The organism is Aeromicrobium sp. 50.2.37, assembly GCF_024655735.1.
Classification (GTDB): Bacteria; Actinomycetota; Actinomycetes; order Propionibacteriales; family Nocardioidaceae; genus Aeromicrobium.
This window is the reverse complement of the sequence record NZ_JANLGG010000026.1, coordinates 17831-44520: the sequence shown is the minus strand read 5'-3', so window position 1 is coordinate 44520 and position 26690 is coordinate 17831. Positions and strand designations below refer to the sequence as shown.

At 73.7% G+C, this 26690-nt stretch carries 26 protein-coding genes and 3 riboswitches; of the genes, 11 read left to right on the top strand and 15 right to left on the bottom strand.

What is annotated here, in order from left to right; translation table 11 throughout:
* A partial coding sequence (locus tag NUV38_RS13840) for an ATP-binding protein (RefSeq protein WP_257729684.1) occupies positions 1–1132 on the bottom strand: 1132 nt, incomplete at its 3' end.
* 21 nt (positions 1133–1153) lie between these two features.
* Positions 1154–1286, bottom strand: a riboswitch (cobalamin riboswitch).
* A 61-nt stretch (positions 1287–1347) separates the two neighbouring features.
* Here NUV38_RS13840 and cbiE point away from each other — a divergent pair.
* Entirely contained in the window at positions 1348–2571 is a 1224-nt protein-coding gene (gene cbiE / locus NUV38_RS13835) for a precorrin-6y C5,15-methyltransferase (decarboxylating) subunit CbiE (protein ID WP_257729683.1), read from the top strand.
* Positions 2568–3320 carry a cobalt-precorrin-4/precorrin-4 C(11)-methyltransferase gene (locus tag NUV38_RS13830; RefSeq protein WP_257729682.1) on the top strand — a complete coding sequence of 251 codons (753 nt, stop codon included), beginning with the start codon at positions 2568–2570 and terminating at the stop codon, positions 3318–3320. The genes cbiE and NUV38_RS13830 overlap by 4 nt, the downstream gene beginning before the upstream one ends.
* A gap of 80 nt (positions 3321–3400) precedes the next feature.
* Here the strand turns inward: NUV38_RS13830 and NUV38_RS13825 are convergent, their stop codons facing one another.
* The 8 genes from NUV38_RS13825 to NUV38_RS13790 form a co-directional block, all read right to left on the bottom strand.
* Positions 3401–4906, bottom strand: a complete 1506-nt coding sequence (locus NUV38_RS13825) for a precorrin-2 C(20)-methyltransferase (RefSeq protein WP_257729681.1) — start codon at positions 4904–4906, stop codon at positions 3401–3403.
* 2 nt (positions 4907–4908) lie between these two features.
* On the bottom strand, positions 4909–5565 hold the full coding sequence (locus NUV38_RS13820; protein ID WP_257729680.1) for a precorrin-8X methylmutase: 657 nt from the start codon (positions 5563–5565) through the stop codon (positions 4909–4911).
* Positions 5562–6449 (bottom strand): nitrite reductase, encoded by an 888-nt coding sequence (locus NUV38_RS13815; RefSeq protein WP_257729679.1) that lies wholly within the window; start codon positions 6447–6449, stop codon positions 5562–5564. Before NUV38_RS13815 ends, NUV38_RS13820 begins: the two co-directional genes overlap by 4 nt.
* Positions 6450–6684: 235 nt before the next feature.
* Positions 6685–7452, bottom strand: coding sequence for an ABC transporter ATP-binding protein (locus NUV38_RS13810; protein ID WP_257729678.1), 768 nt, complete (start codon positions 7450–7452; stop codon positions 6685–6687).
* 10 nt (positions 7453–7462) lie between these two features.
* Positions 7463–8548, bottom strand: a complete 1086-nt coding sequence (locus NUV38_RS13805; RefSeq protein WP_257729677.1) for an iron ABC transporter permease — start codon at positions 8546–8548, stop codon at positions 7463–7465.
* A complete protein-coding gene (locus tag NUV38_RS13800; RefSeq protein WP_257729676.1) occupies positions 8545–9582 on the bottom strand; it encodes an ABC transporter substrate-binding protein in 1038 nt (345 codons plus the stop codon). Before NUV38_RS13800 ends, NUV38_RS13805 begins: the two co-directional genes overlap by 4 nt.
* Positions 9583–9656: 74 nt before the next feature.
* Positions 9657–9722, bottom strand: a riboswitch (cobalamin riboswitch).
* A gap of 165 nt (positions 9723–9887) precedes the next feature.
* Positions 9888–10937: a nicotinate-nucleotide--dimethylbenzimidazole phosphoribosyltransferase gene (gene cobT / locus NUV38_RS13795; protein ID WP_257729675.1), complete on the bottom strand. Its 1050-nt coding sequence runs from the start codon at positions 10935–10937 to the stop codon at positions 9888–9890.
* A 33-nt stretch (positions 10938–10970) separates the two neighbouring features.
* Positions 10971–11468 carry a hypothetical protein gene (locus tag NUV38_RS13790; RefSeq protein WP_257729674.1) on the bottom strand — a complete coding sequence of 166 codons (498 nt, stop codon included), beginning with the start codon at positions 11466–11468 and terminating at the stop codon, positions 10971–10973.
* Between the two features lie 46 nt (positions 11469–11514).
* Here NUV38_RS13790 and NUV38_RS13785 point away from each other — a divergent pair, with 46 nt between their 5' ends.
* From NUV38_RS13785 to cobF, 4 genes are all read left to right on the top strand, one after another.
* Positions 11515–12045 (top strand): SRPBCC family protein, encoded by a 531-nt coding sequence (locus NUV38_RS13785; protein WP_257729673.1) that lies wholly within the window; start codon positions 11515–11517, stop codon positions 12043–12045.
* Positions 12046–12061: 16 nt separating this feature from the next.
* Entirely contained in the window at positions 12062–12700 is a 639-nt protein-coding gene (locus NUV38_RS13780; protein WP_257729672.1) for a (2Fe-2S)-binding protein, read from the top strand.
* Between the two features lie 27 nt (positions 12701–12727).
* Positions 12728–12796, top strand: a riboswitch (cobalamin riboswitch).
* Positions 12797–12846: 50 nt separating this feature from the next.
* The gene (locus tag NUV38_RS13775) at positions 12847–16470 is read left to right on the top strand and encodes a cobaltochelatase subunit CobN (RefSeq protein WP_257729671.1); all 3624 of its coding nucleotides are present in this window, start codon (positions 12847–12849) and stop codon (positions 16468–16470) included.
* Between the two features lie 56 nt (positions 16471–16526).
* Complete coding sequence (gene cobF, locus NUV38_RS13770) at positions 16527–17249, top strand: precorrin-6A synthase (deacetylating) (RefSeq protein WP_257729670.1); 723 nt, start codon at positions 16527–16529, stop codon at positions 17247–17249.
* A gap of 46 nt (positions 17250–17295) precedes the next feature.
* Here cobF and NUV38_RS13765 read toward each other — a convergent pair whose 3' ends face one another.
* A complete protein-coding gene (locus tag NUV38_RS13765; protein WP_257729669.1) occupies positions 17296–18759 on the bottom strand; it encodes an MFS transporter in 1464 nt (487 codons plus the stop codon).
* Between the two features lie 101 nt (positions 18760–18860).
* Between NUV38_RS13765 and NUV38_RS13760 the strand changes: the two genes are divergently transcribed.
* Positions 18861–19571 carry a TetR/AcrR family transcriptional regulator gene (locus NUV38_RS13760; protein ID WP_257729668.1) on the top strand — a complete coding sequence of 237 codons (711 nt, stop codon included), beginning with the start codon at positions 18861–18863 and terminating at the stop codon, positions 19569–19571.
* On the opposite strand, the gene NUV38_RS13755 is transcribed toward NUV38_RS13760, so the two are convergent.
* Positions 19568–19999, bottom strand: coding sequence for an Rrf2 family transcriptional regulator (locus tag NUV38_RS13755; RefSeq protein WP_257729667.1), 432 nt, complete (start codon positions 19997–19999; stop codon positions 19568–19570). The genes NUV38_RS13760 and NUV38_RS13755 overlap by 4 nt on opposite strands.
* 81 nt (positions 20000–20080) lie before the next feature.
* Between NUV38_RS13755 and NUV38_RS13750 the strand changes: the two genes are divergently transcribed.
* Positions 20081–20920, top strand: coding sequence for an NAD(P)H-binding protein (locus NUV38_RS13750; protein WP_257729666.1), 840 nt, complete (start codon positions 20081–20083; stop codon positions 20918–20920).
* A gap of 64 nt (positions 20921–20984) precedes the next feature.
* The gene (locus NUV38_RS13745) at positions 20985–21572 is read left to right on the top strand and encodes a TetR/AcrR family transcriptional regulator (protein ID WP_257729665.1); all 588 of its coding nucleotides are present in this window, start codon (positions 20985–20987) and stop codon (positions 21570–21572) included.
* On the opposite strand, the gene NUV38_RS13740 is transcribed toward NUV38_RS13745, so the two are convergent.
* The gene (locus NUV38_RS13740; protein WP_257729664.1) at positions 21562–22200 is read right to left on the bottom strand and encodes a hypothetical protein; all 639 of its coding nucleotides are present in this window, start codon (positions 22198–22200) and stop codon (positions 21562–21564) included. The two genes, NUV38_RS13745 and NUV38_RS13740, sit on opposite strands and share 11 nt — an antisense overlap.
* A gap of 76 nt (positions 22201–22276) precedes the next feature.
* On the opposite strand from NUV38_RS13740, the gene NUV38_RS13735 reads away from it, so the two are divergent.
* Positions 22277–22939: a TetR/AcrR family transcriptional regulator gene (locus NUV38_RS13735; protein WP_257729663.1), complete on the top strand. Its 663-nt coding sequence runs from the start codon at positions 22277–22279 to the stop codon at positions 22937–22939.
* On the opposite strand, the gene NUV38_RS13730 is transcribed toward NUV38_RS13735, so the two are convergent.
* The 3 genes from NUV38_RS13730 to NUV38_RS13720 are packed head-to-tail and all read right to left on the bottom strand — an operon-like array spanning position 22911 to position 25604.
* Entirely contained in the window at positions 22911–23681 is a 771-nt protein-coding gene (locus tag NUV38_RS13730; RefSeq protein ID WP_257729662.1) for an enoyl-CoA hydratase/isomerase family protein, read from the bottom strand. The genes NUV38_RS13735 and NUV38_RS13730 overlap by 29 nt on opposite strands.
* A gap of 8 nt (positions 23682–23689) precedes the next feature.
* Positions 23690–24451 carry an SDR family NAD(P)-dependent oxidoreductase gene (locus NUV38_RS13725; RefSeq protein ID WP_257729661.1) on the bottom strand — a complete coding sequence of 254 codons (762 nt, stop codon included), beginning with the start codon at positions 24449–24451 and terminating at the stop codon, positions 23690–23692.
* Between the two features lie 13 nt (positions 24452–24464).
* Complete coding sequence (locus tag NUV38_RS13720) at positions 24465–25604, bottom strand: acyl-CoA dehydrogenase family protein (protein ID WP_257729660.1); 1140 nt, start codon at positions 25602–25604, stop codon at positions 24465–24467.
* Positions 25605–25730: 126 nt separating this feature from the next.
* Here NUV38_RS13720 and NUV38_RS13715 point away from each other — a divergent pair, with 126 nt between their 5' ends.
* Positions 25731–26687, top strand: coding sequence for a GGDEF domain-containing protein (locus NUV38_RS13715; RefSeq protein WP_257729659.1), 957 nt, complete (start codon positions 25731–25733; stop codon positions 26685–26687).
* Positions 26688–26690: the final 3 nt, after the last annotated feature.

Genomic DNA, 26690 nt, shown 5'->3' with positions numbered 1-26690 from the left:
CCGAGGTGTCGCTGCCGCCGCCGGGGCCACCGCCCTCCGGCCCCCCGTCGTCAGGACCGTCGTCGTCAGGACCGTCGGGCCCCCCGTCGTCGGGGCCGCCCGCGGGCGGCTCGTCGGGGCCGAGCAGGTCGTCGAGCTCGGACTCGTCGAGCCCGGTCTCGTCGAAGGGGTTGCGCCGACGTCGGTGCGGCAGCGCGAGGCGGGCCGCCGCGCGCACGTCGTCGCGGGTGATGGTGGTGCGACCGTGCCACGCCGCGTGGGCGGCCGCGGTGCGGGCGGTCACGATGTCGGCGCGCAGGCCGTCGACCCCGAACGCCGAGCACAGCTCCGCGATGGAGACCAGGGTCGCGTCGTCGAGCGGCACCTTGGTCACGAGGTCCTGCGCGACACCGATCCGCGCGGTGAGCGCGGCCTCGGCGTCGGCGAAGCGCTCCGCGAAGCCGGTCGGGTCGGCGTCGAAGGCCAGCCGGCGACGCACGACCTCGGCGCGGGTGGCCGGGTCGCGCGGCGCGGCCACCTCCACGGCCAGGCCGAAGCGGTCCAGCAGCTGGGGTCGCAGCTCGCCCTCCTCGGGGTTCATCGTGCCGATGAGGACAAACCGGGCGGCGTGCTCCACGGACACGCCGTCGCGCTCCACCGTGGAGCGGCCCATGGCGGCCGCGTCGAGCAGGAGGTCGACCAGGTGGTCGTGCAGCAGGTTGACCTCGTCGACGTAGAGCACGCCGCGGTGCGCGCGAGCCAGCAGGCCGGGCTCGTAGCGGGTGACGCCGCTGCCGAGGGCCTGCTCGAGGTCGAGGGAGCCGAGCACGCGGTCCTCGGTGGCGCCGACGGGCAGCTCGACGAGCCGCACGGGGCGCGACTCGACCGGTGCGTCCGGCCCGAACGGACCGTCGGGCGACAGGGCGGAGTCGGCAGGGTCGCTGGAGAACCGGTCGCCCGCCACCACCTCGATCGGCGGCAGCACGGCCGCGAGGGCACGCACGAGGGTCGACTTGGCCGTGCCCTTCTCCCCTCGCACGAGCACCCCGCCGATGGCGGGCGAGATCGTCGTGAGGACGAGGGCGAGGGCCATGTCGTCGAGCTGCTCGGGCTCGGCTCCGACGACGGCCGTGAAGGGGTAGTGCTGTGGCATGAGGGCTCCCGCTCGATCGCCATGGCTGGTTGAGCGCGAGGCCGGTCTTCGGACTTCCACCCTCAGGTGGTCACCGCAGCGGACCCTGTGCCGGACTTGCACCGGCTTCCCGATTCTCCCCAGGTTCTGGGGCACCTCGCGTCATGTGAAGTTTGGTCGGGCGCCAGGCTACCGGGGCGCTGCCGCGGCGCGGCAACCCACTAGCCTCGCGAGACATGACCTCCGCTCGCACCCCCCTCCTGGTCGTCGGCATCGGCGCCGACGGCTGGCCCGGGCTCGATGCCGCGCGCCGGACCGCGGTCGAGTCGGCCGACGTCCTCCTGGGCGGCGAGCGGCACCTGGCGATGGTCCCCGCGGACGTCCCGGCCGAGCGCGTGCCGTGGCCGTCGCCCCTGCGCGAGGGACTTCCGGGCCTGGTCGCCGGGCTCGAGGGACGCCGGGTGGTGGCGCTCGCGTCGGGCGACCCGCTGGTCTCCGGCATCGGCACCACGCTCGTCGGCCTGCTCGGCGCCGACGCCGTCGAGGTGCTGCCGGGCGTCTCGTCCGTCGCCCTGGCGCGGGCCCGGATGCGCTGGTCGGCGGAGTCGTCGGACGTCGTGACCGTGGTCGGCCGCGACGTGCACCGACTCGTGACCGCCTTCGCCCCGGGGGCACGCCTGCTGGTGCTGTGCTCGGACGCGTCGACGCCCGCGGCCGTGGCCGCGCTGCTCGCGTCGCACGGCTACGGCGCGAGCACGCTGACCGCGCTCACCGACCTGGGTGCCGAGACCGAGTCCCGGACCGAGGGCGTCGCGACGACCTGGGCGCACGACGTCGGCGCGCTGACCGTGCTGGCCGTCGAGGTCCGCGACGCAGGTGCACGCGTGCTGCCGCTCGTGCCCGGCCTCCCCGACGACGCCTTCGAGCACGACGGCCAGGTCACGAAGCGCGACGTGCGGGCCAGCGCCCTCGCCCGTCTCGCCCCGACGCCCGGCGCGCTGCTGTGGGACGTCGGCGCCGGCGCCGGATCGGTGGCCGTGGAGTGGGCGCGGACGCACCCCACCTGCCGGGCCGTCGCCATCGAGCGGGACGCCGAGCGTGCCGAGCGGATCGTCCGCAACACCCGCACCCTCGGCGTGCCCGAGGTGCAGGTGGTCACGGGCGCGGCGCCCGACGCGCTGGCCGACCTTGCCGCACCCGACGCGGTGTTCGTCGGTGGCGGCGCGACGGTCGACGGTGTGCTCGACGCCTGCTGGGGGGCGCTGCGCCCGGGTGGGCGACTGGTGGTGCACGGCGTCACGCTCGAGACCGAGCAGCTGCTCGTCGCGTGGCGCGCCGAGCACGGCGGCGAGCTGATGCGACTGCTCGTCGAGACGGCCGCACCCCTCGGGTCGTTCACGTCGTGGACCCCGGCCCGTGCGGTGACGCAGTGGTCGGTCGTGAAGGAGGGACGCGCATGACCGTCCACGTGGTGGGCGCCGGACCGGGTGCCGCGGACCTCCTGACGGTGCGGGCCGCCCGGCTGCTCGAGCGCGCCGACGTCGTGCTGTACGCCGGCACCTACGTGGACGCGGTGCTCGAGCACTGCCGACCCGACGCGCGTCTCGTCGACACCCAGGACCTCGACCTCGACGCGATCACGGCCACGTGCGTCGACGCGCACGCGGCGGGGCTGGAGGTGGTGCGGCTGTCCTCGGGCGACCCGTCGGTGTACTCGGCGCTGCACGAGCTGACGCGTCGGCTCGACGCCGCCGGCGTGCCCTGGAACGTCACCCCGGGCGTGCCGGCGTACGCGGCGGCCGCGGCCCGGCTGGGCGTCGAGCTGACCGTGCCCGAGGTGGTGCAGTCGGTGGTCCTCACCCGTACCCAGGCCCGGTCCACGGCCATGCCGTCGAGCGAGGAGCTGGAGACGTTCGCGGCGACGGGCGCCACGTTATGCCTTCACCTGGCCATCACCCGCACCCGCGACCTGGCCGACCGGCTCGCCGCCGTGCTCGGTGCCGAGACGCCCGTGGCGGTCGTCGCGAACGCGTCGCAGCAGTCGGAGGTGGTGCTGCGCGGCACCCTCGCCGACGTGGCGGACCAGGTGGAGGCCGCAGGCCTGCGCCAGGCCGCCGTCATCCTCGTCGGTCCCGCGGTGTCGCGACCGGAGGGCGCGGAGTCCTACCTCTACTCCCCCACCCGAGACCGGTCCACCAAGCGCCGCTGAACACTCCGTTTCGGACAGTTCCGGGGCACTGGAGCCGTCCCGAGTGCCCCGGAACTGTCCGAAACGTGGGGACTGGTCGGTCAGGGCTCGACGGAGCGGGGGGTCCAGACGGCGCCGGTGGGGCTGACGCGGGTGGTCGAGGAGCCGACGACCAGGAGGCACTTCATGTCGATCGACTCCGGGTCGAGATCATGCAGGGTGGTCACGACGAGGGACTCCTCGGCGCGGCCGACGTCACGGCCCACGACCACCACGGTGCCGGGGTCGCGGTGCTCGAGCAGGATGCGCCGCATGTCCGCGACCTGGGTGGTGCGCGACCGCGACCTCGGGTTGTAGACGGCCAGCACGAGGTCGGCGTCGGCCACGGCACGCAGCCGCCTCTCGACGACGGACCACGGCTTCAGCCGGTCCGACAGGCTCATCACCGCGAAGTCACCGCCGATCGGTGCCCCCGCCCGCGCCGCCACGGCCTGGACGGCGGAGACGCCCGGCACCACGCGGACCGCGACGTCGTGCAGGTCCGAGCGCGCCTCCTGCGCCTCCAGCACCGCGGTGGCCATGCCGAACACGCCCGCGTCGCCGCCCGACACGACGGCCACCCGCTCCCCCGCACGAGCGAGCTCCAGCGCGTGGGTGGCGCGGTCGATCTCGACCGTGTTCCCCGACGCGTGCCGGACGAGCCCGACCCGCTGCGGCACTCGCGCCACGTACGGCGCGTACCCGACCACGTGACCCACGCGCGACAGCTCGTCGGACGCCTCCGGCGTGAGCCAGCCGTCGGGCCCGGGTCCCAGCCCGACCACGACGACCTCGCCCTGGGCGGCCTCGGCCGCACCCGCGGACGGCTCCGGGGCGTCGTAGCGCCGGCCGTGGCCGTCACCCGGGACCACGACGAGCGAGAAGTACGGCACCGACGACGGGTCGACATCGGCGACGGGGAGCCAGCGCTGCTCGGGCATCGACGCGCGTTCCACGTAGAGCGCGCCCTCGAGCCGCCCGGCCTGCTCCAGCGCGGAACGGACGGCCGGGAACGTGCGGCCGAGCTTCATGATGATCGCGCCGTCGGTGTCGGCGAGCCGTCGGGCCAGCTCGGCCTCCGGGAGCGTCCCGGGAAGCACGGTGAGCACGTCGGTCTGGCGCACCAACGGGGTCGCGGCCAGGGCCGTCGCGGCGGCGAACGCGGGCACCCCGGCCACCACCTCGGTCTCGAAGTCGCCGGACAGCCGGTCGTGCAGGTACATGAACGAGCCGTAGAACATCGGGTCGCCCTCGGCGAGCACCACCACGTCGCGGCCCGCGGCCAGGTGGGCACGCAGGCGCTCGGCGCACTCCTCGTAGAAGTCGGCCATCGCGCCCGCGTAGCCGCCCGGGTGCTGCACCTCGCCCGTGGTGACCGGGTACTGCAGCACCTCCTCGACGGCGCCTTCGGGCACCAGGTCGTCGACGATCCGCCGGGCGTTCGAGCGCTTGCCCACGCCCTGGTGGTACGCCACGACGTCGGCCGATCGGATGAGCCGGGCGGTCTTGAGCGTGACCAGCTCGGGGTCGCCGGGACCGACGCCGACGCCGTACAGGGAACCGGGCATGACTACTCCTCCTCCTGCGCCAGCGCGTTGAGGGCCGACGCCGCCATGGCCGAGCCGCCACGACGCCCGCGCACGGTCACGAACGGCACATCGATGCCGTGCGTGTCGGCGAACGACGCGAGCGCGTCCTTCGACTCGGCGGCGCCGATGAAGCCCACCGGGACCCCCACGACGGCCGCCGGCCTCGGCGCGCCGTCGGCCAGGAGCTCCAGCAGGTGGAACAGCGCCGTCGGCGCGTTGCCGATCGCCACGACCGCACCGTCGAGCCGGTCGCCCCACAACGAGAGCGCCGCCGCCGACCGGGTGGTCCCCCACTCCCGCGCCAGGTCGGGCACCCGCTCGTCGCGCAGCAGGCACAGCACGTCGTTGTCCTGCGGGAGACGCGCCCGGGTGACACCGGAGGCCACCATGGTCGCGTCGCACAGGATCGGCGCGCCCGACCGCAGCGCCGCGCGGGCCGACGACACCAGCCGCGGGTGCACGACGAGGTCGTCGACCAGGTCGGTCTGCCCGGTGCCGTGGATCATCCGCACCGCCACCTTCTCGGCGTCGGCCGGGATGCGCGACAGGTCGGTCTCATGGCGGATCGTCGCGAAGGAGTCGACGTAGATCGCAGCACCGCTGCCCTCGTAGTCGAAGCGTCGGGTGGGGGCTCTCATGCGGTCTCCGGAGGTCGTGCGGGCAGATCGGGCAGGACGACGCTGCGCCAGGGCGTGACCACCAGCTCGGCGCCGGCGCGGGCGAGCAGCGCGTCGACGTCAGGGCGGCGCAGCACCCCGTCGGGCACGGTCACGTGCTCGTAGGCGAGACCGTCGTCCTGGCGGCCGACGCCCTCGGGCAGCGGCAGGGCGCGCACCTGGGTGCGCAGGTCGCGGGCGTGCAGGTCTCCCATGACCGCGGCGCCGTGCTCCGGCAGGTCGTCGACGTGCCACGTGCCGACACCAGGACGGACCCGACGGAAGCGGTGAGCCAGTGCCATGAGCACGTCCGGCAGGACGTCGAGCGGCACGACCTCGCCCCAGTGCCGTCCGGCCCGGACCTGCGCGTGGCCCGCGTCGACCGCCACGGCTCCGAGGTCGAGGGTCCGGTCGACGAGGTCGCCGCGGCCGTCGTCGAGGACGACGAGGAACCGCGCGGACAGCTCGGCGAGGGCGTCGTCACCGCGCAGCAGCGCGTCGTACCGCTCGGCGACGGGGCGAAGGTCGGCGAGTCCGCCGCTGCGACCCGACAGCGGGGACACCATGACGTTGCGCACCAGCTCGTGGGTGCGGCTCGGAAGGAGGCCGGTGGACTCGAGGTCGTCCACCACGGCCGGGGGGACGCGGCCGTCGTGGGCGGCGAGTCCGCGCACCTGGAGGTTCGCCCGGCGGGTCAGCGTGACCGTCCCGTCGCCGTGCCGCTCGGCCACGTCGACGAGCCGCGCGAGCGCGCGCGACGGCAGCCGCCCACCGACGAGCCTGAGCCGGACGAGCGCGCCGTCGTCGGCGATCCAGGGACGCAGCACGCCGGGGCAGCGGTCGGCGCGGTCGCGAGCGGCGCTCATGGCTCCACCCTCCGTCGGTGGCCGGGGCGATCGTTCGTCGCCGGTCCGTGGATGGACGGGTCGCGACGACCGCGACGTGGATCACCCCAGGCGAGCGGTGTCGTTTCGCGTTCAACGACGTTGTACGGGGTGACGGCGCGCGTGCACCACTCCCAACGCCGCGTGCCGGGTGGGCCGGGTCGACGCCTTCTCCCAGGGCGGTACGACCCGGCCCCACAGGGGAGCTCCCACGGCGTCATGCGCTGGTCACCCCGGTGAACCTCACGTGCGGCACCTCGCCCACGAGCGTCACGACCGCCTGCACGTCGTAGACGTCGGCCACCAGCTCGGCGGTGAGCACCTCTGCGGGTGGCCCCGCGACCCGGACCCGACCGTCGGCCAGCACGACGAGGGTGTCGCAGTACGTGGCCGCCAGGTTGAGGTCGTGCAGCGCCATCACGGTGGTGGTGCGTGCCGCCCGTATCAGCTCCAGGAGCTCGAGCTGGTGGCGGACGTCGAGGTGGTTGGTGGGCTCGTCGAGCAGCAGCTCGGTCGGCTCCTGGGCCAGCGCCCTGGCGATCTGCACCCGCTGGCGCTCGCCGCCGGAGAGCGTCGAGTAGGCACGGTCGAGCACGTGCGCCGTGCGCGTGGTGCGGGCGGCGCGCTCGACGACGGCCCGGTCGGCGGCGGACGTGGGGGCCCAGGTGGAGCGGTGCGGCAGCCGACCGAGACCGATGACGTCGCGCACGGTCGGCTGGGTGTCGGTGGTGACGTCCTGGTCGACCACGGCGAGGCGCCGCGCCACCTGGCGGCGGCTCAGCTGCGTCACGTCGTCCTCACCCAGCCGCACGACCCCCGAGGACGCCGGTCGCAGGCCGGCGAGGAGTCGCAGCAGCGACGACTTGCCGGACCCGTTGGGGCCGAGCAGGCCGACGGTGCTGCCGGGCCGCACGTCGAGGTCCACACCGTCGACGATCAACCGGTCGCGCACCCCCCACGAGACGGTGCGAGCGCTGATGCTCATGAGCCCCACCTCACGAGCGCTGCCTCCGCCGCAGGAGGATCACGACGAAGGCCGGCACGCCCACGAGCGCCGTGGCCACGCCCACGGGCAGCTCCTGCGGTGCGATGACCGTGCGCGCGCCGACGTCGACCCACACCAGGAAGATCGCGCCCAGCACGGCGGAGACGGGCACGAGCACCCGGTGCCGAGCCCCCACCACGGCTCGCGCGGCGTGCGGCAGCACGAGCCCGACGAACCCGATGGCGCCGGACGTCGACACGATGACGGCGGTCATGAGGGCGGTGACCACGAGCAGCAGCAGACGGATGCGCAGCACGGACACCCCGAGCGCGGCCGCCGCGTCCTCGCCGAACGTGAACGCGTCGAGCGCCCCGGCCGCGAGCCAGCAGACGACGAGGCCCGCCAGCACCAGCCCACCGCACACCAGGACGTCGCGCCACGACGCGGTGCCGAGCGAGCCGAGCAGCCAGAACAGCACGCCCCGGGTCTGCTCGGCGTCGGCGGCGGTGAACACGATGAACGAGGTGAGCGCGGCGAACAGCTGGGTGGCCGCGACGCCCGCGAGGATCATCCGGTCGGTCGTCCCGCCGGAGGCCATGCCCAGCACGAGCACCAGCCCGAAGGCCAGCAGCGCCCCGACGAACGCCCCGGAGGCCAACGTGGCCGAGCCTGCTCCGACGCCCAGCACCACGATGGCCACGGCACCGGTGGACGCGCCCGAGGAGATGCCGAGCACGAACGGGTCGGCCAGCGGGTTGCGCAGCAGCGACTGAAGCACCACGCCGCACAGGGCCAGCCCGGCCCCGCAGGCTGCGGCCAGCACCGCCCGCGGGAGGCGCAGGTCCCACACGATCGCCTCCTGGATCCCGGTGAGGCCCGACGACCCGAGCCCGACCTTGGACAGGGCGACCGCCACGGCGTCGCGCGGGCCGAGGTCCGACGGCCCGATCGTGGTGGCGACCGCGATCGACACCGCGAGCGCGGCGAGGGTCACCACGCCCAGCACGAGACCGCGTCGGGAGCCTCGCGATCCCCGCCCGGTCGGTGCCTCGACGTCGCCCGGGGCCTGGCGCTCGTCGACCAGCAGGGAGGTCACGACGGTGAGATCCCCAGGTCGCGCAGGCCCGCGGCGACCTTCTCGACGGCGTCGACCGTGCGGATCGACGGGTTGAGCTCGGCGCCGGCCAGCAGAACGTAGCGCTTCTCCTTGACCGCGGTCATCTCCCGCGTGACCGGGTTGGACTCCAGGAACGCGATCTTGGCCTTGCCGCTCTCCGCCGTCTGGCTCCTGCGGGTCAGGTCGCCGATGACCAGGACGTCCGGGTCGGTCGCGGCGATCGACTCCCACCCGATCTGCGGCCACTCGTCCTGCTCGCCCTCGAACACGTTGTCCAGGCCCAGCGCCCGCGTGATGATGCCCGGCCCCCCGCAGCAGCCCGCGGCGTAGGGCGCCTCGGAGTTCGCGAACCAGTAGAAGACCGACGTGCCGGTGAAGTCGGCGGTGGCGGCGTCGGCCATGCGCTCCTCGAGGGAGGCGACGAGATCCTCGCCGGCCTGCTCGTCGCCCACGAGCGCGGCGAGGTCGCGGACCTCCGTGTAGATCGACTCCATCTCGAGCGGCTCGTCGCGGGTGCCGTCGCCGGAGCCGAAGTCGGACTTCTCGCACTCGACGGCCGACAGGTAGGCGGGGACGCCCAGGCCGGCCAGCTTCTCGGGCGTGGTCACGCCGCCCTCGCTGAGGGTGTTCGCGAACGACGCGGTCACGAGGTCGGGCTCGGTCGCGAGCAGGTCCTCGTACGACGGAGCCTGGTCCGCGAGCCGCTCGACCGTCGCGTTCTCGTCGGCCAGCGACGGCAGGATCGGGTCGGTCCAGCCCGCGGCTCCCGCCATGCGGTCGGCCACGCCGAGGCTCAGCAGGATCTCGGTGGTGCCCTGGTTCAGGGACACGATGCGCTGCGGCAGGCTCTCGACGGTGACGTCACGGTCGCAGCGTTCGACCGTGACCGGGAAGCCGCTCGTGGACGCGGCCGACGTCGAGGACCCGGATTCGGTCGACGAGCCGCACGCGGCGAGGAGCGGGACCGCCAGCAGGGCGGCGGAGAGGGGCAGGTGACGGAAGCGTGGTCGCATCGCGATCCTTCGCTCGGGGGTCCGTTGCGCGAGACCCGGTGGAGCCCCACGGCGAGTGCCGCGGGTCGCCAGCGGGTGTCGGACTCAGGCGTCGCCGCCCATACCGTTGCGCGTCAGTCCCGGACTCTCACCGGGTTCCCTCGCGTGGCAGCCGCACCGTAGCACCCCCCGCCCCCGCCACCTCCCCCGTCATCGGTGGATCCTCAACATCAGGACGTGCATCGGTGGATCCTCAACCGCAGCACGTCCGCTGCGGTTGAGGATCCACCGATGGGGGGCGCGGGTCCGGGTCGGGGGGCCGCCCCTCAGCCGCCCAGGACCTCCGACAGCAGCGCGACGTCGCGCAGGAGCAGCGCCGCGGAGCGCACCAGCGGCACGGCGGCGACGGCACCGCTGCCCTCGCCGAGCCGCATGCCGACGTCGAGCAGCGGCTCGAGGCCGAGCTTCTCGAGGGCGAAGCCCTGCGCCGGCTCGGTGGAGCGGTGGCCGGCGGCGAACCAGGCGGCCGCACCGGGTGCGAGGTCGTCGGCGGTCAGGGCGCAGGCCACGGAGATGAGGCCGTCGAGCAGCACGGGGACGCCCGCCTCGGCCGCGGCGACGAGGAAGCCGACGGTCGCGGCGAGGTCGGCACTGCCCAGGGCAGTCAGGCGGTCGACCGGGTCGGCCACGCGCTCGCCCGCACGGTCCAGCGCGGTCTGGACGACCTCGGCCTTGCGGGCGAGGCCGGCGTCGTCGATGCCGGTCCCACGGCCGACGACCTCGGCGCCGGGGAGGCCGAGCGACGCGGCCACGAGGGCGGCCGACGGGGTCGTGTTGCCGATGCCCATGTCACCGGCGACCAGCAGCTGCGCACCCGAGGCGATCTCCTGCGCCGCGATCGTGCGGCCGTGCTCGATCGCCCGAGTCGTCTCCTCCGGCGTCAGCGCGTCCTCGACGTCGATGGAGCCACAGCCGCGCCGCACCTTGAAGGCGCGGACCTCGTCGGGCAGGCCGTCGAGGTCGTCGTCGACACCGAGGTCCAGCACGCGCAGGCTCACGCCGTGCTGGGCGGCGAGCACGCTCACGCCGGCCCGGCCGGACGCGAAGGTCCGGACCATGGCGGGGGTGACGGCGCTCGGGAACGCGGAGACGCCCGAGCCGACCACGCCGTGGTCACCGGCGAGCACGACGGCCCGGACGTTCTCGACCGGACGCGGCGGCACCTCGCCCTGCGTGGCGGCGATCCAGCAGGCCAGGTCGCCGAGACGCCCGAGCGCCCCGGGTGGTGTGGCGAGGTCGGCCAGGCGGGCGGCGGCAGCGGCGTGGGCCGCGGCGTCGGGCGGGCGCACGGAGGTGGGGGACGTCAGGTCAGGCACGGGGGAACCGTACCGAGTGCTCGGCGGACCCGGTCAGTGCCAGCCGTGCTCGGCGAGACGTCGCGCGACCATCACCGGGACACCGGGCAGCCGCGCCGAGAGGTTCACGGCCTCCCCCACCGCGTACCGCACGGGGTGCGACGCTCCCAGCACCAGCAGGTCCTGCCCCGACGCCGGCGGCACCACGAGGTCGAAGGCCTGGACGGTGCCGCGAGCGGCCCAGAGCCGCAGCACCCGTCCGTCGAGGACCACGGCGACCTTCTCGTGGTCGTAGAGCTGGGTGTAGCCCATCGGGACGTGCTTCAGGACAGCCCCGTCGTGCGGGCGGCCGGCCGTGTAGGCGTGGGTGAGACCTCGACTCGTGCGGTGGAACCGGGCGACGTCGTCGTGGTCGGTGCCAAACAGGTCCACCCGGCCCGCGCCGATCTCGGCGTCCGGCGGGTAGGTGCACGTCGGCACCTCGACGGCGGGCAGGCGCGGCGGGGCCGGGTCGCGCCAGCTGGTGCGGTCGGTCACCTCGCGCAGGTCCATGGCGGTCATGCTGGCACGCGCGCCGTCCCCCGGTAGCCTCCCCTGCATGTCCCGAGCCCTCACCGTCAGCGACACCGTGGTCGTCGGCGTCGACCCGGAGACCGCCTACGCCGCGGTCAGCGACGTGCGGCAGATGGGGCGGTGGAGCCCCGAGAACACCGGCGCGACTCTCGCGGATCCCGACGCTCCCGTGGTCAAGGGCACGGTGTTCGTCGGCGACAACAAGCGCGGTCGCGGTCGGTGGAGGACCCGGTGCGTCGTCACCATCGCCGAGCCGGGGCGACGGTTCGCCTTCGACGTGCGTGCGTGGGGCCTGGGTGAGCGGCTGCTGCCGGTGCGCGTCGCCACGTGGGAGTACGCGTTCGAGCCGGCCGTGGGAGGCACGCTCGTCACGGAGACCTGGGTCGACGGCCGCAAGGGCTGGCCCGACTGGACGGCCTCGGTGTTCGACCGCGTGGCCACCGGGCGCGACTCCTTCGCCACGTTCCAGCGCGGCAACATCCGGCGCACGCTCGACCGGCTCAAGCGCGAGCTGGAGGCGGACCGGGAGCGCGAGCAGCAGGACGAGGAGTCATGAGGTCGGGTCGACCACGGTGACCGAGCTCGACCGGCTCGGCGAGTTCTTCGCCGTCGAGCCCGACGTCGCGGGCGAGGGCTGGCGCCCGCTCACGGAGCTGCTCGACGGCCCGTTCCCGGACCACCGCGTCGTCGCGGCGCACCTGGTCCTCCGGTCCCGCTCGAACGCCGAGGTGGAACCCCGTGTGGCCGCCTCGATCGCGTCGCTCGGTCTCTTCGCGCGACTGCTGTCGCCGACGATCGGGGCCCTGCTGCTCGACGTCGACGCCCCGGCCGAGCTCCACTGGCGTGAGCAGCCCACCGGGACGTTCCCGCTCGCGGCCGGCGCCTGGGGTCCGCCCGACCTGCACGCCGTCCTGTCCGACGTGGTCGAGCCCCTCGCCGGTCGCCTGCACGCCGCGCACGGCCTGTCGGAGCAGGTGCTGGCGGGCAACGCGTCGTCCGCGGCGTTCGGCGCGCTGAAGATGGCCACGCTCGCCCGCCCCGACCTGCGCGACGCGGCGCTCGACGTCGGCGCCGAGGCGCTCACCCACCCGTACCTCGTGGGCACCGGCGACGCGGGGCCGCCGTACGTGCGCCACTCGTGCTGCCTCTACTACCGGATCCCCGGCGGTGGGTACTGCGGCGACTGCGTCATCCCCGCGCGCCCCCGCTAGGCTGACCGCGATCCGTCGCCGCGGATCAGGGAAGCCGGTGCGAGTCCGGCGCGGTTCCGCCACTGTGACGCCTGCCTGCAGGCCAGCCAGACACCTCCCGCGGCGACTCCCACCGCACGGGGCGAGAACCCCGAGGAGGAACCCTGATGACGCGTATCGCGCTGCTCTCGACGTCCGACACCGACCTGCTCTCGGCCCGCGCGAGCGGCGCCGACTACGTCTACGCCAACCCGGCGAAGCCCGGTCACACCGACATGGCCGCCGCGATCGAGGCCGCCGACCTCGTGGTCGCGCGCATCCTCGGCTCGCCGCAGGACCTCTGCTCGGGCTTCGCGCGCATCCGCGCCACGGGCAAGCCGATGGTGGTGCTCGGTGGCGAGCAGTCGCCCAGCGCCGAGCTGATGGAGCAGTCGACCGTGCCGATCGGCGTCTGCGCCGACGCCCACGTGTACCTCGCCGAAGGCGGCCCCGAGAACCTCGCCCAGCTGCACGCCTTTCTCTCCGACACCGTGCTGCTGACCGGCGAGGGCTTCGAGCCGCCGAAGGTCCTCCCCGAATGGGGGCTGGCCCCTCGCCCGCAGGGCGGCGACGAGACCGGCAAGGCCAGGATCGGCGTCCTCTACTACCGCGCCCACGAGGCGAGCGGGAACGCCGGCTTCGCCCACGCCCTGGCCGACGCGATCGACGCCACCGGAGACGCCGTGGGCGTGCCGATCTTCAGCTCCTCGCTGCGCGCCGCGCCCGACGCCCTGTTCGAGGAGATGGCGAACCTCGACGCCCTGATCGTCACCGTCCTGGCCGCCGGTGGCACGAAGCCGGGCACGGTCAGCGCCGGCGGCGACGACGAGTCGTGGGACGTCGCCCGCCTCAAGGCCCTCGACATCCCGATCCTGCAGGGCCTCAGCCTCACGTCGAGCCGCGCCGAGTGGGAGGCCTCGGACGATGGCGTCTCCCCGCTCGACTCGGCCAACCAGATCGCGATCCCGGAGTTCGACGGCCGCCTCATCACCGCGCCGTTCTCGTTCAAGGAGATCGACGAGGACGGGCTCCCCCGCTACGTGGCCGACCCCGAGCGCAGCGCCCGCGTGGCCGGCATCGCGGCCGCGCACGCGCGGCTGCGCCACACGCCGCCGGCCGAGCGCAAGGTCGTGCTCATGCTGTCGGCGTACCCGACCAAGCACAGCCGCGTGGGCAACGCCGTCGGCCTGGACACTCCCGTCTCCACCATCCGCCTGCTGCGGGAGATGCGCGACGCGGGCTACGACCTCGGCGAGCCCGGACAGATCCCGGGCCTCGAGCTGGACGACCTCACCGAGGCCGGCGACGCCCTCATCCACGCCCTCATCGACGCCGGTGGCCAGGACGAGGAGTGGCTGACGCACACGCAGCTCACCGAGAGCCACGTGCGCATCCCCGCCGCCCGGTACGCCGAGTGGTTCGACGGCTTCCACCCCGACCTGCGCGACGGGATGCTCGAGGCGTGGGGCCCCGCCCCCGGCAAGCTGTTCGTCGCGGAATCACGAGAGGGGGGCGACGCAGAGATCGTGCTCGCGACGATCCGCGCCGGGAACGTCGTGCTGATGATCCAGCCGCCCCGCGGGTACGGCGAGAACCCGGTCGCGATCTACCACGACCCCGACATGGCGCCCTCGCACCACTACCTCGCCGCGTACCGCTGGGTCGAGACTCCGCCGTCGGGTGGGGGGTTCGGCGCGCACGCCGTCGTGCACCTCGGCAAGCACGGCTCGATGGAGTGGCTGCCCGGCAAGAACGCCGCGCTGTCCGCGTCGTGCGGCACGGACGCCGCCATCGGCAACCTGCCGCTGATCTACCCGTTCCTCGTCAACGACCCGGGCGAGGGGGCGCAGGCCAAGCGGCGCGCCCACGCCACGATCGTCGACCACCTCATCCCGCCCATGGCGCGGGCCGAGAGCTACGGCGACATCGCGAAGCTCGAGCAGCTGCTCGACGAGTACGCCAACATCGCCGCCATGGACCCGGCCAAGCTGCCGGCGATCCGCTCGCAGATCTGGACGCACATGCGGGCCGCCGAGATGCACCGCGACCTCGGCCTGGACGACATCCCGGACGAGGACGACTTCGACGACTTCATCTTCAACGTCGACGGCTGGCTCTGCGAGATCAAGGACGCCCAGATCCGCGACGGCCTGCACGTGCTCGGCCAGGCTCCGGCGGGTGAGGCGCGCGTGAACCTCGTGCTGTCGATCCTGCGCGCGAGCCAGATCTGGGGCGGCGAGACCGGAGCCGTCCCCGGCCTGCGGTCGGCCCTCGGGCTGAAGGAGGGCGAGGACGCCCTGCGCGCGATCGACGAGATCGAGGAGCAGGCCCGCTCGCTCGTGCAGGGCATGGAGGACGCCGGCTGGGACCCTGCCGCCGTCGACGGCCTGCACGACGACCCGGTCGTCCGCGACGTCCTGCACTTCGCCGCCGCGCAGGTGGTCCCGCGCCTCGCGCAGACCACCGACGAGCTCGACCACGTGCTGCACGCGCTCGACGGCGGCTTCATCCCCGCCGGTCCGTCCGGCTCCCCGCTGCGCGGACTCGTCAACGTGCTGCCGACCGGTCGCAACTTCTACACCGTCGACCCGAAGGCCGTCCCGTCGCGCCTGGCCTGGGAGACCGGCCGCTCGATGGCCGAGTCGCTCGTGGAGCGGCACCTCGCCGACACCGACGAGTACCCGCGCTCCGTGGGCCTGTCGGTCTGGGGCACGTCGGCCATGCGCACGTCGGGCGACGACATCGCCGAGGTGCTGGCCCTCATCGGCGTCGAGCCGGAGTGGGACCCGGCCTCGCGCCGGGTCAACGGCCTGCGCGTCGTCCCGCTGGAGGAGCTCGGTCGTCCGCGCATCGACGTCACGGTCCGCATCTCCGGCTTCTTCCGCGACGCGTTCCCGCACGTCATCGGCATCCTCGACGACGCCATCCGCCAGGTGGCCGAGCTCGACGAGCCGCTCGAGCAGAACTTCGTGCGTGCCCACGCCCAGGCCGACCTCGCCGAGCACGGCGACGAGCGCCGGGCCACGACGCGCATCTACGGCTCGAAGCCGGGCTCCTACGGGGCCGGGATCCTGCAGGTCATCGAGGCCGGCAACTGGAAGACCGACGACGACCTCGCCGAGGTCTACACGGCGTGGGGCGGCTTCGCCTACGGTCGCGACCTCGACGGCGCCCCGGCGGCCGAGGACATGCGCGCCAACTACCGCCGGATCGCCGTGGCGGCGAAGAACATCGACACCCGCGAGCACGACATCGCCGACTCCGACGACTACTTCCAGTACCACGGCGGCATGATCGCGACGGTCCGCGCGCTGACCGGCGCGGAGCCGAAGGCGTACGTCGGCGACTCGACGTCGCCCGACGCGGTGCGCACGCGCACGCTGCAGGAGGAGACCAACCGGGTGTTCCGCGCCCGCGTGGTGAACCCGCGCTGGATCGGCGCGATGCAGCGCCACGGCTACAAGGGTGCGTTCGAGCTGGCCGCGACGGTGGACTACCTGTTCGGCTTCGACGCCACCGCCGGCGTGGTCCACGACTGGATGTACGAGTCGCTCGCCAAGGAGTACGTCCTCGACGAGACCAACCAGGACTTCATGCGGACGTCCAACCCCTGGGCGCTGCGCGGCATCGTCGAACGACTGGGCGAGGCGGCCGAGCGCGGTCTGTGGGAAGAGCCCGACCCCGAGGTCGTCGCAGCGATGCAGCAGGTCTACCTCGACCTCGAGGGAGACCTCGAGGACCGCCACGCGTGAGGCGCCGAGTGGCCCCGGCAGGGGTGCCGGGACTGGATGATTCCGGGGGGCGGCGAGTGACTCTGGTCGGGATCGGTCTCGGCCACCCCGACCACCTGACCGTCGAGGCGGTCGCGGCGCTGCGGTCGGCGTCGGTCGCGCTGGTGACGGTGAAGCGGGCCGGTGACCCGCTCGCCGCCGCGCGCCGGGAGCTGCTGGCCCACCACGCCCCAGGCCTCCACGTGGTCGAGGTCGCCGACCCACCGCGGGACAGGACGGCCCTCGACTACGAGTCCGCGGTCGGCGACTGGCACGAGGCACGAGCCGCGGCCTGGGAGTCCGCCCTGCTGGCTCATCCCGGCGACGCCGTCCTGCTCGTGTGGGGCGACCCCGCCTTCTACGACTCGACGATCCGCGTGATCGAGCGGGTGCTGGCGCGCGGGAACCTGACGTTCGACTGGGACGTGCTGCCCGGCATCTCCGCGCTGCAGCTGCTCGCCGCGCGGCACCGGATCGTGCTGCACGAGGTCGGGCAGCCGATCCACGTGACCACCGAGCGACGTCTCCGCGAGGCCGTCGAGCAGGGGCAGGACAACGTCGTCGTCTTCCTGACCTCGGGCACCGACCTGAGCGGCCTCGACGACTGGCACGTCTGGTGGGGCGCCAACCTCGGATCACCGTCCGAACGCCTCGTCGCCGGTGCCGTCAAGGACGTCGCGGCCGAGATCACCGCGGCGCGCGCCTCGGCGAGGGCCGAGGCCGGTTGGGTGATGGACCTCTTCCTGCTCCGCCACCTCTGATTCGTCGGTGCTGGGTGGTCCCCGTCCGCCGGTGCGGCGACCCGGGTCATGCGGTCGCCGGCTCCTCCTCGGTGGCTCGGGAGTCCGTCAGCGTGCTCGCTCCGTAGGCCGCGATCCCACCGGCCAGCACGGCGAGGACCAGGAAGACGACCCGCTCCCCGTCGAAGAACGACTGCACGAGCTCGGCGCTCCACGCCCCGGTCGGCAGGACCTGCACCACCAGGGTGGCGAGCAGCGTGCCGACGAGGGCCGTGCCGAGACTGGTGCCGACCTCCTGCGCGGTGTCGTTCAGCGCGGCGCCGAGCGAGGTGCGGTTGCCGGGCATGGCCCCGATGAGCGCGACCGCGCAGGTCATCATCACCGTGCGCAGGCCGACGAACATCACGACCATGCCGACGACGATCGCCAGGTAGCCGTGCTCCACCGCGAAGGCCATCCACGCCAGGCCGGCGGCGAGCAGGCCGGCACCCATGAGGCAGGCGACGCGGTGGCCGAGCCGTCGGACCATCGCCTCGGTGAGCGGGTTTGAGGCGAGCATGGTGGCGATCATCGGCAGGTTCGCCAGACCGGCTCGCACCGGGCTCCAGCCGTACGCGTACTGGAAGTGCAGCACGAGAGAGAACAGGACGCCCGTCATCGCGACCGACGTGCCCACCTGGGCGATCGCCGCGCCCCGCACCGTGCCGCGCGAGAAGATCCGCAGGTCGAGCATCGGTGCCGCGGTACGGCGTTCGTGCCGGACGAAGGTGGCCGCGGCGGCGAGCGAGCCCAGGACGCAGGCGAGGGTGACGGCCGAGAGCCAGCCGCGCTCCACCCCGCTCGTCAGGGCGTAGGCCCCGAGGCCGATGGTCATCACGCTCAGGAACGCGCCGGGCAGGTCGAGGGGGTCGCGCGTGAGGTCGTCGGGGTGGTCGGCCGAGACTCCGACCCGCACGCCGACCCAGGCGACGAGGGCGATGGGGGCGTTGACGGCCAGCAGCCACTCCCACCCGACGTGCTCGAGCGCCGTGCCGCCCAGCACCGGTCCGAGGACGAACCCGGCCATGCCCACCATCATCATGAGCGGGAACGCGCGCCGCCGAAGGTCCTCGTCGTCGAACAGCCGGAACACGAGCGAGTTGGTGATCGGCGCCATCGCGGCGGCGCACAGGCCGAGCGCGGCACGCAGGGCGATCAGCTCGGCCGTCGACTCGACGAGCAGGGCGCCGAGGCTGACGGCACCGAAGGCGACGAGGCCGACCAGCAGCACGCGGCGTCGGCCGAAGCGGTCGGCCACCGAGCCCGCGGTGAGCATGAGCCCGCCGAAGGTGAGCGCGTAGGCGCCGGTGACCCACTGCAGGGACGTGGTGGTGCCGTGCAGGTCGCGGCCGATCGTGGGCAGCGCGATCGACAGCAGCGTGTTGTCGACCATCTCGACGAAGAAGGCGAGACAGAGGGCGGTCAGGGGGATCCAGGCGGCGCGCAGCGAGGTGTAGGTGCGGGTCGTCGGGGACGCGGTGTCGTGGCTCATGGCGTGCCTCCGGAAGTATCGAACGACGTTCGGTTCTCGAACGCCGTTCGATACGATAGAACATCGTTCGGTACGATGCAAGGCATGAGGAGACGCCGATCGTGACGCCGCCGCGCACCCGAGGCCCCGACGACCGCCTGAAGCAGCGCCGCCGCGCATCGCACTCCATGGAGTCGGTCATGACGGAGGCCGTGCGACTGCTCGACGAGGCCGGCGACTCCGCTCTCACGTTCCGCGCCCTCGCCGCACGGATGGGCGGTGGCGTGGGCAGCATCTACTGGTACGTCTCGAGCAAGGACGAGCTGCTCGAGCGGGCCGCCGACTTCGTCCTGGAGGGCGTGCTCGAGGCCACCGAGGGCTTCGTGGACGGCGACCCGATCGACGACCTGCGCAGCACGGCCATCGCGCTCTTCGAGGCCGTGGCGGACCGGCCATGGCTCGGCGCCTACTTCATGCGCAACACCGGGTCCCAGCCCAACTCGCTCCGCTACTACGAGCGCGTGGGCCAGCAGGTCCTGCGACTAGGACTGGGACCGCTCGAGACCTTCAACGCGGCGTCGGCCGTCGTCGGCTACGTCGTCGGGATCGCCGCCGACCTGGGCCAGCAGCCGCCGGAGGAGGTCGTCGACGGCAGCACCACCCGCGCGGAGTACATGGGCCGCACGATCGCCGAGTGGCGCGACCTCGACCCCGAGGAATGGCCCTTCCTGCACACGATCCTCGACGTGTTCGCCGACCACGACGACCACGCCCAGTTCGTCGCGGGCCTCGACCTCCTGCTCGCAGGCCTGCGCCTACAGGCGGGCGACTAGGCCGGGACGAGGTCGGCGACGGTCGTCCGCGCCAGGGTCTCCTCGGTGGCGCGCGCGACCGCCGCGTCGACGTCGAGCAGGCCGTCCTGGACACTGCGCCCGACGGGGCACCTCGGGCTCGGCAGGTGGATCGCCAGCACCGGCTCGTCGCCTCGGACGAGGCGCCACACGGTGTCGAGCGTGATCCGCTCGGGCTCCACGAGCAGGCGCCAGCCGCCGCGGGCGCCCGGCGTGGAGGCCAGGATGCCGGCCTCCCTGAGGGGGGCGAGCACACGTCGCACGTGCACGGGCGTCACCTGCGTGCTGGCCGCGAGCTCCGTCGCACCCACGGTCCGGGGCTCGGGTGACGACGGTCCGGCACCGGCGCCCGCGAGGTAGGTGAGCACGTGCACCGCGACGGCGAACTGGGTGCTCTGCGGGCTGGCCATGCCCCCATGATGCCATATCGCCATCAGTGTGGTTATAGTTGACGCCAACAGCAATCAGACTGATGACAGTAAGGATCTCCCATGACCACCTACGGCATCACCGGCGCGACCGGACAGCTCGGCTCGCTCGCCGCGGACCTCCTCCTCCAGCAGGTCGACCCCGCCGACGTCGTCCTCCTCAGCCGCTCCCCCGAGAAGATCGCCGCCGCCGGCGCCGCCACCCGCGCGGCCGACTTCGACAGCCCCGAGGGCCTCGTCGAGGCGTTCACCGGCATCGACGAGCTCCTCCTCGTCTCCACCGACGTCGTCGGCTCCCGCCTGGAGGGCCAGCGCGCCGCCGTGGAGGCCGCCGCGAAAGCCGGCGTCCGTCGCGTGCTCTACACGTCCGTGCCCGACCCGAGCGAGGACAACCCCGCGCTCGTGGCGCCCGACCACCTCGGCACCGAGCAGGCCCTGCGGGACAGCGGCCTGCACTGGACCTTCCTGCGCAACAACCTCTACGCCGACATGCAGGCCGACGCGGTGGCGCAGGCCGCGGCGTCCGGCACCTACGTGACCAACACCGGCACGGCCGGGGCGGCCTACGTGACCCGCGCCGACTGTGCGGCCGCCGCGGTGGGCGCCCTCCTGAGCACCGACGTCGACGACACCGCCCTGGACGTCACGGGACCGCAGGCCGTCACCGCCGACGACATCGCCGCCCTCGCCGCCGAGCGCCGGGGCGAGCCCGTGGAGGTCGTCCAGGTCGATGACGCCGCCTACGTCGCCGGGCTCGAGCAGGCCGGGCTGCCCACCTTCGTGGCCGAGCTCCTCGCCTCGTTCGGCACGGCGATCCGCGAGGGTCGCCTCGCCGAGGTGACCTCGGCGGTGGAGGACCTCAGCGGACGGCCCGCGACGCCACTGGCGACCGCGCTGGCCTGAGGACCCGCCCGGCGGGCGAGTACCGTCAGCGCCCCTGCAGTACCGGAGCGGGTATCCTCGATCCATGGTCCGTCCGACGAGCGTCGCCGCCCGCGACGACGCACGCCGGGCGGCCCTGCTAAACGAGCTCATCCCGCTGTTCCACGCCGAGGGCTTCCTGGCCTTCAGCCTCGAGGACCTCGCCCGCCGTCTCGGCTGCTCCAAGTCCACGCTCTACGTGGTCGCCGCGAGCAAGGAGCAGATCATCCAGGCGACCGTGCGGGAGTCCTTCCGCCGCTCCACCGAGGCGGTCGAGCGTCGCGTGGCCGCCGAGCCCGACTCCGGCCGGCGCATCAGCGTCTACCTCGACGCGATCGCCGAGGAGCTCGCCCCCGCGGGTCCCACCTACTTCGCCGACCTCGACGCGTACGAGCCCGCCCGCGACGTCTACCGCACCAACGTGCGGCTCGCGGCACAGCGGGTCAAGGAGCTCGTCGAGGCCTCGGGTCGGCGACGCCTCGAGCCCCGCTTCGTGGGGGCGGTCGCCGGGCTCGTGCTGGAGGCGATCCACCGCGGTGCCGTGGAGGCCGACACCGGCCTCGACGACGCCGCCGCCTTCCACCAGCTGGCGGTGCTGGTCGACCACGCGACGCGGGGCGACGCTAGCGACTGACGCCGGTGAGGTCCGGGAGCAGGACGGGGCCGGTCTTGCGGTCGAGGTTGGCCGCGTGCTGCTCGATGCGGCCGATCGAGGCGACGAGCTGGTCGACGACGTCCACGAGCGACGCGATGGCCGTCGCCGCCGTGGTGAGCTGCTCGAGCTGGCCCGGCAGGGGCTCGGCCGACGCCGCGAGCGAGTCGAGCGGCTCACCGAGCGCCTCCAGCTTCCCGAGCTGCGTCTCGAGGCCGTCGAGCCGCTCCTGCAGAGCACGGATGTCGGTGCCGACCGCAGCGAGCGGCTCGGCCGCGGCGACGACGCCGTCGGCGGCGGACCCGAGGGAGCGCGCGACCCCGAGCAGCTCGGTGAGCTGCTCCCCGACCTCCGGCAGCACCGCCACGGCCTCGAGCACCGGCGGCACCACCTTCTCGACGTTGCCGTCGATGCGCTCCACCTGGTCGAGGGTCGTCGGCGACCGCTCGGCCGACTCGGTGAGCTGGGGCAGCGCCGCTCCGGCCGCCGCGAGCCGCGGGAGGTAGGGCAGCAGGACGACCAGGCCGATCGCGATCATCGTCAGCACGGCGATGATCTGCACGGCGATGACGCGGGCGGCCCAGGTGGGCATGGCGGCGAGAGGGGACACGACGACCTCCGGAAGAGTGACTGCTACAGAACGTAACAGTTACGCATTGTCACAGCATCGCGAATAGGGTGTGTCCATGACCACGCCACCGAGCCCGCCCGACGGCCGCGCGAGCCGCTGGGTCGGGCACCGGGAGCGCCGACGCGACGAGATCACCCGGACCGCGATCGAGGTGCTCGACCGCGAGGGTCCCGACGCCCCCGTGGAGTCGATCGCCCGCGCCTGCGGCGTGACGCGGCAGGTGCTCTACCGCCAGTTCGAGAACCGGCACGACCTCGACGTGGCGATCGCCGACCGCGTGGTGTCGATGCTGCTCGAGCACGTGATCGCCCGCATGACCGCGGACCACGGCATCGAGGCGGGCCTGAGAGGAACGCTCGACGCCTACCTCGACTTCGTGCTCGAGCACCGCCCGCTCTACGACTTCGTCCGCGCGCTCCCGTCGGCTCCCGGTTCCGGCAGCCCGGTCGACCGCATCACCGACGTGGTCGTCACCGTCGTGGCGTCCATCGCCGGCGAGCTCCTCGGCCCCGACGCCCACGAGCGCCTCCCCCTGCGCGACGTCTACGCCACCGGCCTCGTGGGCCTGGCCGATGCGGTCGTGTCGCGCTGGCTGGCCGATCCGGGAGCGCGCACGCGGGAGGACCTGGTCGACGCCCTGGTCGACGTGCTCCAGCTGTGCATCGAGCCCGTGCTCGGCGGGGCCGCCGTCAGCGGCGGGGCGACAGGAAGCGCGTGATCAGCGCAGCGCTCTCGGGCTCGGCCACCGAGGCCGCGATGGTGCGCGCCTCGACGTCGAGGCGGTCCGACAGCCCCGTGTCGTAGGAGCTGCGCAGCAGACGTCGCGCCCGGCCGAACGCCGCGGCCGGACCGTCGGCCAGACGTCGAGCGAGCGCGTGCGCCTCGTCGGCCACCACGTCGTCCTCCACGACCCGCGCGACGATCCCCCACTCCTGGGCCTCCTCGGCCGAGAGCCGGCGCGGCGTGAGGGTGAGCTCGAGCGCGCGCTGGAGCCCGACCACCCGGGGCAGCAGCCAGGACTGCCCTCCGTCGGGCGTCAGGCCGACCGACGTGTAGGCGGTGACGAAGGACGCCGACCGGCCGGCCACGACCAGGTCGCCGCCGAGCACGAGCGACAGGCCCGCACCCGCTGCAGCACCGTGCACCCCGACGACCACCGGCGTCTCGAGGCCGTCGAGCAGACGCACCCCCACGTGCAGCGCGTCGGCCAGCTCCTGCAGGTACGCCGACCGGTCGGGCGCCGCGTCCATGGCGCCGAGGTCGCCCCCGGCGCAGAACATGCGGCCACGGCCGGTGAGCAGCACGACACGGACGGTGTCGTCGTCGCACACCTGCTGCAGCGCGCTCGTGAACGCCTCGGTCCACGGCAGGTCGATGGTGTTCGAGGCGTCGGGACGGTTCAGCTCGACGTGCGCCACGCCATCGGCGACGCTCAGCAGGACGGGGGCCCCATGGTCCACGTCGCCACTCATCGCGGCGCCATCCGCAACGAGCCGTCCATGCGGATGGTCTCGCCGTTGAGGTAGTCGTGCTCCACGATCATGCGCACCAGCTGGGCGTACTCCTCGGGACGACCGAGTCGCTGCGGGAAGGGGACGCCCGTGGCCAGCGCGGCGCGGATGTCGTCGCCCACCGAGGCGAGCATGGGGGTGTCGATGATGCCCGGGGCGATGGTGTTGACGCGGATCCCGTACTGCGCGAGGTCGCGCGCGACCGGCAGGGTCATGCCCACGACGCCGCCCTTGCTGGCGGAGTAGGCGGCCTGCCCGATCTGGCCGTCGAAGGCCGCGATCGAGGCGGTGTTCACGACCACGCCACGCTGGCCGTGCTCGAGGGGCTCGGTGGCGGCCATCGCCTCGGCGGCCACGGCCAGGACGGTGAAGGACCCGACGAGGTTGACGTTGATCGTGCGTGCGAACGCGGCGAGGTCGTGGATGCCCTGACCGCCCTTGCCGAGCACGCGCCCGGCGGTGCCGATGCCGGCACAGCTGACGGCCACCCGCAGCGGACCGTGCTCACCGGCGGCGGCCACGGCGTTGCGCACCTGGCCCTCGTCGGTCACGTCGGCCTCGACGTAGACGACGCCGTCGACGTCGGGCGCGTTCTCGATGGAGCGGGCGAGGTCGACGGCGACGACGGTCGCGCCCGAGGCCGCGAGCTCGGCGGCGGTGGCGGCGCCGAGGCCCGAGGCCCCGCCCGTGACGATCGCGGACGTTCCGGTGAGCTGCATGGGGTGTCTCCTTCTACTTCAGGTGGCGGCTGATGACGAGCCGCTGGATCTGGTTGGTGCCCTCGAAGATCTGCATGACCTTGGTCTCGCGCATGTAGCGCTCGACCGGGAAGTCCTTGGTGTAGCCGGCGCCGCCGAGCACCTGGACGGCGTCGGTGGTGACCTTCATGGCGTTGTCGGTGGCCACGAGCTTGGCCACGGACGCCGCGCGACCGTAGGGACGTCCGGCGTCCTTGAGACGGGCGGCGTGCAGGTAGGTGGCGCGGGCCGAGTCGACGGCCGCCGCCATGTCGGCCAGCAGGAACCCGAGGCCCTGGTGGTCGATGATCGCCTTGCCGAAGGCCTCGCGCTCCTTGGCGTACGCGACGGCGGCGTCGAGGGCACCCTGGGCCACGCCGACCGCCACGGCCGCGATGCCGAGACGTCCGGCGTCGAGCCCGGCCAGCGCGATGGACAGGCCCTGCCCCTCCGCCCCGAGGCGTCGCTCGGCCGGCACGCGCACCCCGTCGAACAGCATCGTGGCGGTGGTCGAGCCCATCAGGCCCATCTTCTGCTCGGGGACGTCGGCCGTGAGGCCCTCGGCGTCGGCCGGGACGAGGAAGCAGGAGATGCCCCTCGCGCCGTCCTCGGAGGTGCGGGCCATGACCTTGTAGAAGTCGGCCTGCCCGCCGTGGGTGGTCCAGGCCTTGGCGCCGCTGATGACGTAGTCGTCGCCCTCGCGCACGGCCTTCGTGCGCATGGCGGCGGGGTCGGAGCCGGCGTGGGCCTCCGACAGGCAGTAGGCGCCGAGCAGCTCACCGCCGAGCATGTCGGGCAGCCACCGCTGCTTCTGCTCGTCCGTGCCGGCCTCGAACAGCCCGAAGCACGAGAGGGCGTGCACGCTGACGCCGACGCCGACGCTGGCCCAGGCGGAGGCGATCTCCTCGACGACCTGCAGGTAGACCTCGTACGGCTGACCGCCTCCGCCCAGCTCCTCGGGGTACGGGAGCCCGAGCAGGCCGGCGCGACCGAGGGTGGCGAACACGTCGCGCGGGAACGTCGCGGTGGCCTCCGCCTCGGCCACCCGCGGCCGGAGCTTGTCGTCGACGAGCTCGCGGGTCAGGGCGACGAGGTCGGCCGACTCCTCGGTCGGCATCAGGCGTTCGACGGGCATGACGGCCTTCCCCTCCATGGTCTGGTCCGCCGAGCGTACCAGCGCGAGTACCGTCGCTCCCGTTCTGGTACCGCTGTTCTGGAGTGCGACTCCACGCCCGCCGCCGCGAACGGGCAGGATGGTGCGATGACCACGCTCAGCCTCGCCGCCGAGGGCGCCGACACCTTCAGTGCGGTCGCCGATCGCGTGGTCGCCTACCTGCGCGCCCACACGCCGATCAGCGACTGGTCCGTCAATCGCGTGGTCGGGGGCGAGCAGATCCACCTGCACGTCGAGGGGGACGGGCTCATCTCCGTCGGCGACCGCCGCGACTGGGCCGACAGCTTCTGCCGTCGCGTGGTCGACCTCGGCGCCGACCCGGTCGTCCCGGACGTGACGACCCACCCCGACTACCGCGACCTGACCATCCCGGGCAGCCGCAGCTACGCGAGCCAGCCCATCCTCGACGCCGACGGCGACATGTTCGGGATGCTCTGCGGGCTCGGCACGGCACCCCTGCACAGCGCCGCCGACGTCGACCTGGACCTGCTGGACCTGCTGACCGGCATGCTGGGCGCCCACGTGTCCCTGGCCCGCCGGATGGAGAGCGGAGACCGGGCGCGTCGCTCCGCGGAGGCGATGGCGCAGACCGACGCTCTCACCGGGCTGGTCAACCGGCGCGGCTGGGACGCCCTCCTGGCCGACGCCGCCGTGCGCACCAGCGCCTACGGCGATCTCGCGGCCGTGCTCGTCGCCGACGTCGACGGCCTCAAGCGGGTCAACGACGACCTGGGCCACGCCGAGGGCGACACGGTCCTGCAGCACGTCGCCCGTGCCCTCGTCGCCGCCCGGCGCGACGGCGAGACCGTCGCACGCTACGGCGGTGACGAGTTCGCCGTGCTGGTCGAGGACGTGTCACCTCGGTCGCTCGGGGAGACCATGCGCCGCTACCGCGACTCCTTCCGGGCGCACGACGTGGAGGTCTCCCTCGGCTGGTCGCTCGTGTACCCCGGCGACCAGCCGGCCGACGCCGCGTTCCGGCGGGCGGACGCCGCGATGTACGAGGACAAGCAGGCCCGTCGCGGTCCGTCCACTCCCCGGTAGCCT

What these genes read in the sequence shown, in the direction of transcription:
- cbiE (WP_257729683.1), top strand. Translation starts at nt 1,348, where the DNA reads ATGACCTCCGCTCGCACCCCCCTCCTGGTCGTCGGCATCGGCGCCGAC.
- NUV38_RS13830 (WP_257729682.1), top strand. Translation starts at nt 2,568, where the DNA reads ATGACCGTCCACGTGGTGGGCGCCGGACCGGGTGCCGCGGACCTCCTG.
- NUV38_RS13825 (WP_257729681.1), bottom strand. Translation starts at nt 4,906, where the DNA reads ATGCCCGGTTCCCTGTACGGCGTCGGCGTCGGTCCCGGCGACCCCGAG.
- NUV38_RS13820 (WP_257729680.1), bottom strand. Translation starts at nt 5,565, where the DNA reads ATGAGAGCCCCCACCCGACGCTTCGACTACGAGGGCAGCGGTGCTGCG.
- NUV38_RS13815 (WP_257729679.1), bottom strand. Translation starts at nt 6,449, where the DNA reads ATGAGCGCCGCTCGCGACCGCGCCGACCGCTGCCCCGGCGTGCTGCGT.
- NUV38_RS13810 (WP_257729678.1), bottom strand. Translation starts at nt 7,452, where the DNA reads ATGAGCATCAGCGCTCGCACCGTCTCGTGGGGGGTGCGCGACCGGTTG.
- NUV38_RS13800 (WP_257729676.1), bottom strand. Translation starts at nt 9,582, where the DNA reads ATGCGACCACGCTTCCGTCACCTGCCCCTCTCCGCCGCCCTGCTGGCG.
- NUV38_RS13790 (WP_257729674.1), bottom strand. Translation starts at nt 11,468, where the DNA reads ATGGACCTGCGCGAGGTGACCGACCGCACCAGCTGGCGCGACCCGGCC.
- NUV38_RS13785 (WP_257729673.1), top strand. Translation starts at nt 11,515, where the DNA reads ATGTCCCGAGCCCTCACCGTCAGCGACACCGTGGTCGTCGGCGTCGAC.
- NUV38_RS13775 (WP_257729671.1), top strand. Translation starts at nt 12,847, where the DNA reads ATGACGCGTATCGCGCTGCTCTCGACGTCCGACACCGACCTGCTCTCG.
- NUV38_RS13765 (WP_257729669.1), bottom strand. Translation starts at nt 18,759, where the DNA reads ATGAGCCACGACACCGCGTCCCCGACGACCCGCACCTACACCTCGCTG.
- NUV38_RS13755 (WP_257729667.1), bottom strand. Translation starts at nt 19,999, where the DNA reads ATGGCCAGCCCGCAGAGCACCCAGTTCGCCGTCGCGGTGCACGTGCTC.
- NUV38_RS13750 (WP_257729666.1), top strand. Translation starts at nt 20,081, where the DNA reads ATGACCACCTACGGCATCACCGGCGCGACCGGACAGCTCGGCTCGCTC.
- NUV38_RS13745 (WP_257729665.1), top strand. Translation starts at nt 20,985, where the DNA reads ATGGTCCGTCCGACGAGCGTCGCCGCCCGCGACGACGCACGCCGGGCG.
- NUV38_RS13735 (WP_257729663.1), top strand. Translation starts at nt 22,277, where the DNA reads ATGACCACGCCACCGAGCCCGCCCGACGGCCGCGCGAGCCGCTGGGTC.
- NUV38_RS13725 (WP_257729661.1), bottom strand. Translation starts at nt 24,451, where the DNA reads ATGCAGCTCACCGGAACGTCCGCGATCGTCACGGGCGGGGCCTCGGGC.
- NUV38_RS13720 (WP_257729660.1), bottom strand. Translation starts at nt 25,604, where the DNA reads ATGCCCGTCGAACGCCTGATGCCGACCGAGGAGTCGGCCGACCTCGTC.
- NUV38_RS13715 (WP_257729659.1), top strand. Translation starts at nt 25,731, where the DNA reads ATGACCACGCTCAGCCTCGCCGCCGAGGGCGCCGACACCTTCAGTGCG.